Annotated in this window: 12 protein-coding genes; 3 read left to right on the forward strand and 9 right to left on the reverse strand. The window is 69.8% G+C overall.

Features of this window, described 5'->3' with window-relative positions:
• Positions 1–68 precede the first annotated feature (68 nt).
• The 9 genes from GO986_RS14280 to GO986_RS14320 all read right to left on the reverse strand — a co-directional run bounded on the left by GO986_RS14280 (position 69) and on the right by GO986_RS14320 (position 9,734).
• On the reverse strand, positions 69–1,604 hold the full coding sequence (locus GO986_RS14280) for an MFS transporter (protein WP_157459984.1): 1,536 nt from the start codon (positions 1,602–1,604) through the stop codon (positions 69–71).
• A 105-nt stretch (positions 1,605–1,709) separates the two neighbouring features.
• Positions 1,710–2,870 carry a cytochrome P450 gene (locus GO986_RS14285; RefSeq protein ID WP_157460008.1) on the reverse strand — a complete coding sequence of 387 codons (1,161 nt, stop codon included), beginning with the start codon at positions 2,868–2,870 and terminating at the stop codon, positions 1,710–1,712.
• Positions 2,867–4,303, reverse strand: a complete 1,437-nt coding sequence (locus GO986_RS14290) for a phytoene desaturase family protein (RefSeq protein WP_157459985.1) — start codon at positions 4,301–4,303, stop codon at positions 2,867–2,869. Before GO986_RS14290 ends, GO986_RS14285 begins: the two co-directional genes overlap by 4 nt.
• A 10-nt stretch (positions 4,304–4,313) precedes the next feature.
• Positions 4,314–5,366 (reverse strand): glycosyltransferase family 2 protein, encoded by a 1,053-nt coding sequence (locus GO986_RS14295; RefSeq protein ID WP_157460009.1) that lies wholly within the window; start codon positions 5,364–5,366, stop codon positions 4,314–4,316.
• A gap of 26 nt (positions 5,367–5,392) precedes the next feature.
• Entirely contained in the window at positions 5,393–6,052 is a 660-nt protein-coding gene (locus tag GO986_RS14300; RefSeq protein WP_157459986.1) for a lysophospholipid acyltransferase family protein, read from the reverse strand.
• Positions 6,042–7,064 carry a carotenoid biosynthesis protein gene (locus GO986_RS14305; RefSeq protein ID WP_157459987.1) on the reverse strand — a complete coding sequence of 341 codons (1,023 nt, stop codon included), beginning with the start codon at positions 7,062–7,064 and terminating at the stop codon, positions 6,042–6,044. The genes GO986_RS14300 and GO986_RS14305 overlap by 11 nt, the downstream gene beginning before the upstream one ends.
• The gene (locus GO986_RS14310; RefSeq protein ID WP_439648713.1) at positions 7,061–7,498 is read right to left on the reverse strand and encodes an NUDIX domain-containing protein; all 438 of its coding nucleotides are present in this window, start codon (positions 7,496–7,498) and stop codon (positions 7,061–7,063) included. The genes GO986_RS14305 and GO986_RS14310 overlap by 4 nt, the downstream gene beginning before the upstream one ends.
• Positions 7,499–7,503: 5 nt before the next feature.
• The gene (locus GO986_RS14315) at positions 7,504–9,039 is read right to left on the reverse strand and encodes a phytoene desaturase family protein (RefSeq protein ID WP_157459989.1); all 1,536 of its coding nucleotides are present in this window, start codon (positions 9,037–9,039) and stop codon (positions 7,504–7,506) included.
• An 83-nt stretch (positions 9,040–9,122) separates the two neighbouring features.
• On the reverse strand, positions 9,123–9,734 hold the full coding sequence (locus GO986_RS14320; RefSeq protein ID WP_157459990.1) for a succinate dehydrogenase/fumarate reductase transmembrane subunit: 612 nt from the start codon (positions 9,732–9,734) through the stop codon (positions 9,123–9,125).
• Positions 9,735–9,805: 71 nt separating this feature from the next.
• Between GO986_RS14320 and GO986_RS14325 the strand changes: the two genes are divergently transcribed.
• The 3 genes from GO986_RS14325 to GO986_RS14335 all read left to right on the forward strand — a co-directional run bounded on the left by GO986_RS14325 (position 9,806) and on the right by GO986_RS14335 (position 12,060).
• Positions 9,806–10,270: a GNAT family N-acetyltransferase gene (locus GO986_RS14325; RefSeq protein ID WP_157459991.1), complete on the forward strand. Its 465-nt coding sequence runs from the start codon at positions 9,806–9,808 to the stop codon at positions 10,268–10,270.
• An 88-nt stretch (positions 10,271–10,358) separates the two neighbouring features.
• Positions 10,359–10,658, forward strand: coding sequence for a DNA-directed RNA polymerase subunit omega (gene rpoZ / locus GO986_RS14330; protein WP_157459992.1), 300 nt, complete (start codon positions 10,359–10,361; stop codon positions 10,656–10,658).
• 106 nt (positions 10,659–10,764) lie between these two features.
• On the forward strand, positions 10,765–12,060 hold the full coding sequence (locus tag GO986_RS14335) for a cation:proton antiporter (protein ID WP_157459993.1): 1,296 nt from the start codon (positions 10,765–10,767) through the stop codon (positions 12,058–12,060).
• The last annotated feature ends 10 nt before the right edge of the window (positions 12,061–12,070 follow it).

Consider the following 12,070-nt stretch of genomic DNA (forward strand, 5'->3'; position numbering starts at 1 on the left):
ATCCGGTGCGCTCCCGGATGGTACGGACATGGACAGCATCCGTCTCAGAGGCTCGGCGGTCATGCGGGTCAGGCTAGCGCGCCTGGGGCCGGGGTTTTGCCGGAAGCAGGGCGCACCAGCACCCAGCCGGCCACGCCGCCCAGCACGCTCAGGGCCGCCCCCACCAGCGCCAGGGTGCGGAAGGCGTCAGCAAAGGCGGCGTCAGTGGCGGCTTGGGCGCGGGCTGGGGCGCCGGCCGGCAGGCGCACTTCGGTCAGGCGGGTAGCCTGGGCCTGAACAGCGCGCTGCACCGGAACGCTGGCCCCCACAGCCTCCAGCTGTGGCCCCAGCGCCGCGCGGTAACTGCCCACCAGCAGCAGCCCCAGCGCCGCCACGGCCAGCAGTGACGCCGCGCGCGCCACCGCGTTGTTCACGCCGCTGGCCACCCCACTTTGCTCGCGGGGCACGCTGCCCATCACCGCGCTGGACAGCGGCGCCACCGTGAGGGCCATGCCGAGCCCCAGCACGGCCGCGCCGGGCAGGATGGCCGCCCACGACGCGCCCAGCCCCAGCCCCAGGAGGGCCAGCCCGCTGCCCGCCAACACTGGCCCCAACGTGAGCAGCAGGCGCGGGCCGTGGCGGTCGGCCAGGGCGCCCACTGGCCCCGACAGACCTGCCAGCAGCAGCGACAGGGGCAGCAGCGCCGCGCCCGCTGCTGCGGCACTGAAGCCGCGCGCACCGATCAGCAGCATGGGCAGATACAGGCTGACGGCCCCCAGCGCGCCGTACAGCAGCAGGGTCAGGAGGTTGGTGCCCACAAAGACGCGGTTCTGAAGCAGGGCCAGCGGCAGCATGGGCCAGGGCGTACGGGCCTCCCGCCAGATAAAGGCCGCAAAGGCCAGCCCCGCCCCCACCAGCAGCCCCCAGACCAGGCCGTCCCAGCCCGTTTCACCTGCGCGGATGAGGCCCGCCGACAGCCCGCCCAGGCCAGCCGTCACTGCCAGCGCCCCCGGCCAGTCAGGCTGGGCACCGGGCGCGCGCGTTTCTGGCACCCGGCGCAGCCACAGCAGGGTCAGAGCGGCCAGCGGCAGGTTAATAAAAAACACCCAGCGCCACGACACGTTGTCCACCAGCAGGCCGCCCACCAGCGGCCCCAGCAGCGTCGTGACAGAACTGGCCGCGCTCCAGAGGCCCACGCCCCGGCCCCGGCTGGCCTCACTGAACACGGCGCCAATCATGGCCAGGCTGCCCGGCACCAGCAGCGCCGCGCCCACACCCTGCGCGGCGCGGGCGGCAATTAGCGCGCCCAGGGTGGGGGCCAGCCCACAGGCCAGCGAGGCCAGCGCGAAGATGCTCACCCCCCAGCCGTACACCCGCCGCCGTCCCAGGGCGTCGCCCAGTGCGCCGCCGGCCAGTGTGAGGGCTGCCAGCAGCAGGGCGTAGGCACCCACCACCCACTGCACGCCGCTGGCGGTGGCGTCCAGGTCGCGCTGCACCGCGTTCAGCGCCACATTGACCACCGTGCCGTCCAGAAAGGCCAGGCTTGAGCCCAGCACCGTAACCGTGAGCGTCCAGCGTTCGTCCGCCGTCAGGGGGCCAGGACGCGGTGCAGCGGAGTCAGCCATGCTCTAGGGTAGGCGCCGCCCGCGCAGTAGTGTGCGTGATTGCCTCCTGACTGAAAGGGGACGGCGGGGCAGGGTAGAGCCTTCAGGAGAAGGCCGCTGGCGCCTTCAGTTGCTAGGGGCGGGGGCCACCACCAGCGGGCCGCGAGGCCCCAGGGTTAACCCCGGTTGCGGCGTGGGGTCGCCGCGCACGGCCCGCAAGGGAGGCAGCGCTGCCAGCGTGTCCAATATCAGTGTCTGCGCCAGGTGCATCCCCAGGCACAGCCGCTCACCCCCGCCGAAGGGCAGATACGCCCAGGCGGGCGGTTTCTGCGCCCAGCGGCCGGGGTTAAAGGTTTCGGGGGCAGGCCACAGAGTCGGGTCGCGTCCCGAGAGATACGGCGAATACAGCGCCAGGGCGCCACGCGGCAACCGCACGCCGTTCCAGACCACGTCCCGGCCCAGGCGGCGGCTGCCCATCCAGCCGGGCGGGTGCAGGCGCAGGGTCTCCTTGAGGACCGCCGGGTGGTGTTCCGGGGCGTGCCACTGCGGCTGCTCGGCCAGGTGCCACAGCGCGTAGGCCAGCGCGTGCGTGGTGGTGTCGTGGGCGGCAGCCAGTGACACGCGCGTCTCCTCCAGGCCGCCCGGCAGCGGCGCCAGCACCGACAGCAGGTCGTCGCCGCCCCCCCCGCTCAGGCGGGCGTGGGCCAGCCGCCGCACCTCGCGGTCAAAGCGCAAAAACAGGGCGGGGCGCGGCCAGGCGGGCGCTGGAAAGGGCCGGCGCAGCGGCGCCAGAAAGGCGTGCAGCAGGTCTTCAGGGAACTCGCCGCTGAAATAAGCCGCGTTCAGCAGGCGCAGCACGGCGTGGTCGGCCCAGGCCAGGGCGTCGAATTCGCCCACCGGGACCGGGGGCAGGGCCGCCCGAATCCGGTCCTGAAGCGCGGCCAGGTGCGCCCGGCCAAACCCCGGATTCATCAAGCGCCGCCGCCCCGCGTGGCCCGGCGCGTCGCTGAGAATGACGCCGCCCGAGAGGTACGGCACCAGAACCGAAAAGCTGCCGGCGCTGCGAAAGGTGGCCAAGTCGCTCAGCAGGGCGCGGTTCCAGGTCGGGCTGAAGCCCACCACGGCCGGGAGGCCCAGCCGCAGCCGAAAGAGGTCGCCCCCCGCCGCCCGTGCACGCGCCGCGCCGTCTTCAATCAGCGTCAGCGGCGACAGCGCCCAGTCCTGCAGGTGGCCGTTGCCGGGGCGGGTAGGAGGCTCGGGGAGGGCGCCCAGGCCTCTGGGGCTCAGGGCAGAAATGGCCAGACCTCCTGGCCTGCCGGCACCTGCCGCCCGCCCAGGTCGTCGTAGGGCAGGCCCAGCAGCCGTCCGGCGCCGTTCCAGCCGCTCAGAAAGGACAGGGGCACCCCTCCGCCCGGATGCACCGTGCCGCCCACCTGCACCAGGTTGCGGGTGTGGGCCAGCCCCCAGCCGGGCCGCAGGCTGCCCGTCAGGCCGTGGGGCGCGCGCCCGTACAGCGCTCCGGCTTTGGCGGTGCGCGCGTAGTCGGCCGGGGACAGCGCGTGCCACTCGGCCACCGGCAGCGGACCGCCCGCCGCAGCGCTTAAGCGCTCTTGCAGGCGGGCCAGCAGCCAGGCGCCGTACTCGCGGGCGTCTTCCGTCAGGCCAGGGTCGGGCGGGGCGTTGACCAGCAGAAAAGCGCGGTCGCCGTCCAGATGCAGGTACAGCGTGGGGTCGCGCGGCAGGCGCCCAGCGCGAATATCCCGCCACTCGCGGCTGTAGTCGGCGGGCCAGAAGATGTGGTGGGCCTGGCCCCGGTTCTCTGTGAGGCGCAGCTGCAGCGCAAAGCCGCTGACCCCACGCGGCGTGGGCTTTTCGGGGACGCCCAGCCAGGCCAGCGTCAAGGCCCGGTCGGCGGCGCTGACCCAGGCGTCGGCGGCAAAGGCGCCCTGACTGGTGTGCGCGCCCAACACCTGCCCGCCGTGGCTGCTCAGGCTGGTGACGCGCGTGCCGAATTCAAAGCGCACCCCCAGGCCCTCAGCCTGCTCGTAGAGGGTGTGGGCAAAGGCCAGCAGGCCGCCGGGCAGGTGCCACACGCCGTGCCCCAGTTCGACCCAGGCGATGTTGTGCAGTACGGCGGGCGCACGGTAGGGGTCGGCCCCCAGATAGGTGGCAAAGCGCAGCCAGAAGGGCGTCAGAAACGGCCCCGAGCGCACAAACCGGCGCAGCGGGGACAGCGGCGCGGCGCGGCGGCCGGCGGTCAGGGCGTAGCGGGCCAGCCGCAGCCGGCTGGGGGGCGGGGCAAACAGGAAGGTGTCCTCTGCGTCCTCGTACATGCGCCGCGCCGCCCTCAGCAGGGCCACGTAGCGCTGCCCCTCCGCGCGCGGCAACTGCGCCAGGGTCGGTTCCAGGCTGCCGGCGATGTGCAGGGCCTCGGGGGCAAAAGTGCGCCCCGCGCCGTGGTAGGTCGTGGTGGGCCGTGCAGGAGTCAGGTTGGGCAGTGCCAGATGCAGGCGCTCGTGGATGCCCCGGAACACCTGCGGCATGGTCACGACGGTCGGGCCACTGGAAAAGTCCTCAAAGCCCAGTGCCGCCTTGCCCCCAGGGCCGTCCAGAGCGTCCAGCACCGTCACGCGCGCCCCGGCCTGCGCCAGCCGCAGCGCCGCCGCCAGGCCGGCAAAACCCGCGCCGATGACCGCGACGTGGCGGGGGGTGCGCTTCATCCCCTGGCCCTCACTGCCGGTACTCCCGGCCTTTCCAGGTTACGCGGCGCTTCACGGCCCGAAGATACACGGGGACGGCCAGCAGCGGCGTGAGCGGCCCCAGCAGCCCTTCGGCCAGGTCGGCGGGGCGGCGGCGGCCGGCGATCAGGTTGACGACCAGGCGCTCCAGCACACTGGCCACCCGCAGCACCCGCGCGCCTGGCACCGGCGCCAGCCAGGGCAGGGTATGTCCGGCAACATGCAAGGCCACGCTCAGGGTCAGCAGCACCCGTGAGTTGAGGTGAATCGGCAGGGTGTTCTTGCCAAACCCTGCGGCCGACTCTGGGTACGAGCGGTACATCCGCACGCTGATGCAGGCCCGGCCCATCGCGGTGGACACCGGCAGGCCACTGGCCGCCAGCCGCCGGGCAAGCACCGTGTCTTCCAGCACCTCCCCCTGCACGGCGGCGTAGCCGCCCACCCGCAGCAGGGCGGCGCGGCGGTAGGCCATCACCTGCCCGTTGGCAATGGTGGCCAGCGGCTGGGGCGGGCGCAGCCGCAGCAGCGGGTAAGGAAAGTACGACAGTACGGCGGCGTCCACCAGGGGCGTCAGCAGCCGCTCGCCGGGGGTGCGGTTGTCCTGGCGCGGCTGAATGCTCAGGAGGTCCGCGCCTGAGCGGTTCAGTTCGTTCAGCAGCCCTCCCAGCGCGCCGGGATGCCAGGAGACATCCGCGTCAGTAAAAATCAGCAGGTCGCCCTGCGCGGCTCGCAGCAGTTGCTGGCAGGCCCAGGGTTTGCCGTACCACCCCAGCGGGCGGGGCTGCCCAGCGATAACCTGCGCGCCCAGCCCACGGGCGACCTCCGCCGTGCCGTCGGTACTGCGGTCATCCAGCACGATGACCTCATGGGCCCCCTGGGCCAGGACGCCGGGCAGGGTGATGGGGAGGTTGTGCGCCTCGTTGCGCGCCGGAATCAGGATAGACACGCGCGGGCCGGTGGCCGGGGTGGGCGCGGGGCGCAGCCGGGGAAAGGTGAGGGCATTGACCGTCAGCGTTAGGGCCTTGGCCGTCAGCCAGGTCAGCATGACGGTGCGGTAGAGGGCGCCCAGCTTCACGCCCGGTCTCCAGTGACTACAGTGAGCAGCTGCGCGGCCCAGTCCACCCTGTCAGACCGGCTGAGGCGCCCCGGCACGGCCCGCAGGTAACCGGCCAGCGGCTGTTCGGGGTCGCTGCCCGCCAGTTCGGCGTCCAGGGCGGCCAATTCGTGGGCGATGGCGCCCGGCAGGGCGGGTCCAGCCACCGCTGGCCCAAAGCGCAGGTACGCTTCCGGCCACTGGCCTCCGCGCAGGGTGACGCGCAGCGCCACGGGCACCAGCGGGACGCCGGCCGTCTGGGCTATCCAGGCGGCGCCGGGGGCGACCGTGCCCAGCGGGCCGGCCGGTTGCAGGGCTCCTTCTGGAAACACCGCCAGCCATCCTGCCTGCGCGCGGCGGACTCCGGCCCGCACCTCGTCGGCCCGCAGCGCCCCCACTCGGCGCAGAAAGGGAAAGCGGCCCAGCTGCCGCGCCGTCATCAGCACTGAAAAAGGAGCGCCCGCCCACCGGGCCACCTCGCGCAGCACGTAGCCGTCCCACCACGAATGGTGGTTGGGGGCCAGCACCGCGCCGCCCGTGGGCAGGGCGCCGCGCACCCACACGCCGGCCAGGCCGCCGCGCACGCTGCGCTGAATGCTGCGCGACAGCAGCGCCGTGGCCCAGGGCTTAGCGGTCATGCCGCGTCACCCGCCGCGCCAGGGCCAGGCCCAGGGTCATGGCGGCCAGGGTCACGGCAGCTTCCGCGTAGCGGCCCACCAGCACCAGCCCGCCCGGCAGAAAAAAGGTCTCGATGGGATAGGCCACCCGGAAATCGGGGTCGCGTCTGGGGGCGCCGGGCAGCAGGCTCAGGCGCGGCTCGCGGCTTTCGGGGAAACTCCGCGCCCACCAGGGCAGCGCCCAGCTCCATTCCAGGGTGCGCAGGCCAAACAGGCGCGGGGCCAGGCCGGTAAAGACCCATGCCAGCCCCGACCCCACCGCCCACCAGCCCAGAAAGTTCTGCAGCGGGGCCCCGGCCCACAGCCCCAGCGGGTCGCTCCAGAGCCAGTAGCGCTGCGCGGTCATCAGTGGTTCTAACCCCACGTCCCAGAGCATCATCAGCAGGCCGGCCAGCCAGGGGCGCCCCCCAGACAGGCAGGTGGCCGTCAGCGTCAGCGCAAACCAGCCCAGCGGCACCATCAGCGGCACGCCCAGCAGGGTGGGAGCCGGGGCCGTCGCGTAAGAGTAAGCACCAAAGGGAAACCCGGTGCGGCTCCCCAGAACCTCAACCCCCAGGCCCACACTGAACGACACGGCCATCAGCAGCGTGGCGCGTACCCAGCCGGCGCGCTCCCAGACAAAGGCCAGCGCGGCCAGAAAGAGGGCCGCCGTGCTGGCCAGCCCCAGCACCGGAAAGCCGTCCGGCCATAGCGGGACCGGAATCTTGAGGGCCACGTACAGCGCCAGCAGCGCCGTCCAGGGCCGGGTGCGGCCCAGCAAGTCAGTCAGGCGCAGAGACAGGACCTCGCCAAAGCGCGGCCCTAGCGCGTCCCCCGCCAGCGCCAGTACGCCGGCCAGGGGCAGGCCGAGCGCGATGAGGGCCCAGCCAGCCGCCGGGCCGGCCAGCACCAGCAGCGCCCCTAAAAAGGCCAGCCCCAGCGCGGCCAACGCCAGGCCAAATCGCAGAAGGGTGGGGGAGAGGCGAGCGGTCAAGGGGCCGCCCTCAGCGCTTCAAAGTAGGCCTGGGTGGCGGCGGAAATCCTATCTGGTAAGGCGGCCAGCGGCCACCACCGCACTTCGGCCGCGTCGTCCTGCGCTTCAGGGGTGCCGTCCACAAACTGGGCGGTGAAGACATGGGTGTCCCAATCCACCACGTTGCCGTCTGGGTAGGTGTGCTGGTGAGGGAAAACGCCCAGCGGAGTGAACTTGGCGGCGGTCAGCCTGGTTTCTTCCCGTAGTTCTCGCTGGGCAGCTGTTTCAGGCGCCTCACCGCGTTGCGCTCCACCGCCGGGTATGTCCCACAGGCCATTGTCGCTCCGCCGAATGAGCAGGACTTCGCGGCCTCGCAGGACAGCCACGCCTGCTCCTACGCGGCGTTTATGCCCAGCCACAAGCTTTTTTCCTACAACCCACAATCCACGCCCCACACCCCTCACTGCCACCGCCGCCGCGTCAGGTCCCGCACCAGAACATTCGCCGCGTTGCGTCCACTGGCGCCCATAATTCCGCCGCCCGGATGGGTACTGGCGCCGGTCAAGTACAGCCCCTTCACGCCGGGCCAGCGGTAGCCGCTCGCCTTCATCCACGGGCGAAACGAGAACATCTGGTCAAAGCTCATTTCGAGGTGCATGACGTTGCCCCGGTGCAGGCCCAGGTTGTCGTGAAGCCACTGCGGCGTCTGCACCAGTTCGCCCACAATCGTGTCGCGCGTGCCCGGCGCGTAGTGCTCGAAGGCCCGCAGGATGTTCTCCCGCGCTTCAGCGGTGCGGGTCTCCCACGAGCCGCTGCTCAGTTCATAGGGGTAATACTGCGCCCACAGCCACAGCGCCTCGCCGCCAGGGGGCGCCAGCGAATCGTCCACCGCCGAAAAACTCATGGCAATCAGGGGCGGGTCGGTGGTGGGCTCGCCGGCCAGGTACTGACCGTAGCCTTTCATCAGCTGCCTCTCGTTTTTAATCAGCAGGCCTAAGCCCACGCGGCTGTCGGGTTCGGTGTGGTGACGGTACTTGACCTGTTCGCTCAGGGCCAACCTCAGCACCATGCCAAAGCCGTTGCCCACCCGCACCTGCCGCGCCGAGGCGGGCACATATTCGTCCGGCAACGCGCCCGCCATCGTCAGAACGTGGGTGCCGGAGACCACGGCGCGTGCCGTGTAGGTGTCGCCGTTCTCCAGCCGCACACCCTGGGCTTTGCCGTCCTTGACCAGAATGTCCTTTACAGGTGCGTTGACGAACACCTGCCCGCCGTCAGCTTCAATCGCCCGCTTTAGGGCTTTGGTGAGTCCCCCCGAGCCGCCCTTGGGCCGCGCCACGCCGCCCTCGTGATAGAGGGGATGCCACAGGAGGAAAGGCGCACTGAGGGGGTCGCTGGGTGGGGGACCACTCTGGGCCGCCATCCACACCAGGGGCGCGCGCACCCGCTCGTCCGAGAAATACTCCTTGGCCACATCGCCGTAAGGGCGCAGGATGCGGGGCAACTGCTCCATCCAGTCGCGTCCCTTGCCACTGCTGACCACCATCTTGCCCATGTCCAGCGGTCCCGGCGCGCTGTTAAAGAGGTCTGCCACCGACCGTGCAAACGGTGTCCAGTCGTCCAGAAACCGGGTGTACGCTTCGCCCTGTCCAGGGAAGAGGGCCTCCAACTCACGCGCGGTGCGCCCCGCGTCGCGGTGAATGAACCAGGGCGTCTCGCCGTCCGAGCAGTGGAACATGGGGTCCACGTCCAGGTAATGCAGGCCGTGGCGCGTCAGTTCCAGTTCACGTACCACCGGCGTCAGCCGAATCAGGATGTGGGCGCTGCCGCCGTAGTCAAAGCGGTAGCCGGGCACTAGTTCTTCGGTGCTGACGGCCCCACCGACCAGGTGCCGCCGCTCGAAGACGCCGACCTTCAGGCCCGCTTTGGCGGCGTAGGCCGCTGTGACCAGGGCATTGTGGCCCGCGCCCATCACGATGACATCGAAATCCGGCATGTGGCGTCAGTCTGGCATGGGCTGGGATGGGAAGAAGGTCAGGGAGAGGACAGAACAGCAACTGACGCGGTGGCGTGAGGGCCTTACGGCACAGAGAGGGTTTGCCCGTCGGTCAGGATAAGCGAGATGTCCGGTTCCTTCGAGGCACTGCCGGTCACTGTGCAGGACGCAATCTTGTCTCGGTAGGTGGTGGAGAGGCCGCTCAAGGGACAAGGACCGTCTCGCAGTTTGCCATCGGCCTGGGCCAGCACAACTTCTATCTTCACCGCGCTGGCCAGAGCCATGTCATGCGCTTGCTCCATTTTGCTGCGCGCGTCCGAGAGTGGGAGGAGGGTCGTGACTGTCAGAAGAACGACGCGCAGCGCGACATGGCCAAGGACAAGGGCTATCTTGGCGGGCTTCCCGAGGGTGCTCGGAAACTCCTTTGCCTCTTGCTGGCCATAGGTCCGTCCGAAGTGGACCATCATGGCGATGAGAGTGGCGAAGATCAGCACCTGCCCCACAGGAGAAGCAGTGGCTTCGTTGACGAGGGCCGCCACTGCGCCCATGGCCAAGACGAAGGCGAGCCAAAACAGGTGCCAGCCCCAGAGCCCGATGAGTGTGAAGCCTGCGCCAGGCAGGAAAAAATTCAACACGTAGCCCACAGTTGAACTGGGCGGTTTTCTCAGGGTTGCAGCTTGAGCCGGTAGCGTCACGGTCAGAGGTTAATCAAATTTCAGGGCGTCTGCTGCTCGATGTGAAGCCCCAGCGGGGGCATGATGGGACTATGCCTCCATTCACTGTTCGCCGCCTGCGGCCCGGCGATGAAGCTGCGCTGGCCCAGGTCGCCGCTGACGAGACAGATTTCACGGAAGAAGATCCCAGCCCGCCTCTGAGTGCGGAGGAAGCCCGCGCTTATCTGGCGGACCCCCACGTCTGGCACTGGCACGCCGACGATGAATACGGTCAGCCCGTCGGGTTCCTGATGGCGTATGTGCACCGGCGGCGCCACCGCTCGGGCAGTGGCCAAACAGCCTGCGACGTGATGTTCGAGGAAATCGGGGTGCGCGAAAGCTGGCGCCGCGCGGGCGTGGGGCGCGCCCTGGTGGCGGCTCTGCACCGCCAGATGCAGGCCGAGGGGCTGCGCGACGTGTGGGTGGCCGCCGATAATGAGGGTGCCCAGGCCTTTTACGCGGCCTGTGGCTACGAGGTGGACGAGTTGCAAGGTGTGATCCTGAGCCGCGAAGTCTAGCCGCCCGGCCCCGGCATACGCTAGAGTGTGGGGCTGAACCGGCGCCCACCCCAGAGGGGCAGGTGGCCGGATTGACGGAGGTGGGCTTATGGCAGAACGGGATATTGACAAGCTGCTGTCGCTGACAGACAGCAAATACCGCCTTTCGGTGGTGACGGCCAAGCGCGCCCTGCAACTGCGCTCGGGGGCGCCCAGCGTGCTGCCTGTAGAGCAGCGCGTGCGGACCCGCAACCTGGTGACCCAGGCTATGCGCGAACTGGCCACGGGCAAGCTGACGGTGGGCACAAGCATGATGGACGAAGGCCGCTTTCAACAGGACTACGTGCGCCAGCGCCAGGCCCAGTTGCAGGCTCAGCTGAACGCCGAGCGCGAACGCGAGCGCGACTAAACCACGTGCCTCCTGGCCCCGTCTAAATGGCGGGGCTTTTTGATGGGCGCTCAGGCAGCTGAACCGTGACTGTCTGGCCTTGCCCTCCCCCCGTATTGTGTTCCCCATGTTGAGTGCGTTTGCGGCCCTGCTGTGCGTCACGGCGCTGCTGGCTTTTGTCAATGAGCGCTGGGTGCGGCTGCCGACCACCGTAGGCGTCACGTTGGCCGGGGCGCTGGCCAGCCTCGTCCTGATTGGTCTGGACAGGCTGGGCCTGCCGGGGCTGCGCGGCTGGGCCACCGAGGTGCTGCAGACGCTGGACTTCACCACGTTCGTTCTGAACGGCATCCTCAGCGTGCTGTTGTTTGCCGGGGCGCTCAGTCTGGACACGCGCCAGATGCTGCGGCAGCGCGGCAGCATCCTGACCCTGGCCCTCTTCAGCACCCTCATCAGCACGGCGCTGATCGGCTTTGCCGCGTATGGGGTCTTTCGGCTGGTGGGTCTGGAGGTTCCCCTGATGTGGGCGCTGCTGTTCGGCGCACTGATTAGTCCCACGGACCCGGTTGCCGTCCTGGACCTGCTGAAACGCGCGAAGGTGCCCGCCAAGATTGAAACCCTGATTGCGGGCGAGAGTCTCTTCAATGACGGCGTGGGGGTGGTGGTGTTTCTGGCCCTGGCCAGTGCGGCGGGTCTGGGCGGGCACGGTTCAGGCGGTGATGGGGCAAGTCAGGCCACCACAGGGGGTGTGCTGGCCCTGTTTACACAGGAGGCGCTGGGCGGCCTGGCCTTTGGCGCGCTGCTGGGCGGCCTAGGCTACTTGCTGGTACGGTCCATCGAGCAGCACGCCGTCGAGGTGCTGATTACCCTGGCACTGGTGGTCGGGGGCTATGTGGCGGCGGCGGCGCTGGGGGTCAGTGGGCCACTGGCAATGGTGGTGGCGGGCCTGATGATCTCGCTGTGGCGCGATCAGGTCTTCGGTGACCACACGCGCGAGCATGTGCTGGGCTTCTGGGAGACCGCCGACCAGGTGCTGAATATCCTGCTGTTTGCTTTTATTGGGCTGGACGTGCTGCTGACCGATGTCAGCGGCCCGCTGCTGCTGGCCAGTGCCCTGCTCATCGCCCTGTCCCTGGGGGCGCGCTGGCTGAGCGTGGCGCTGCCCTTTGCGCTGGTGCGGGCGCGGGAAGGCTACGCCGCCTACACGGTGCGCCTGCTCACCTGGGGCGGCCTGCGCGGCGGCATCGCCATCAGCTTGGCGCTGGGCCTGCCCGAGAGCCCTTACCGCACGCCCGTGGTCACAGTCACCTACGCGGTGGTGCTTTTTTCTATCGCGGTGCAGGGGCTGACTGTCATGCCGGTGGTGAAAAAGGCAGCGGCGGCGCTGGAAGCTGAGCGTCCGGCCTCCTCACCCCACACCCCTTAAAAGGGGAGAG

This window comes from Deinococcus arboris (assembly GCF_009755355.1).
In the GTDB taxonomy this organism is placed as follows: domain Bacteria; phylum Deinococcota; class Deinococci; order Deinococcales; family Deinococcaceae; genus Deinococcus; species Deinococcus betulae.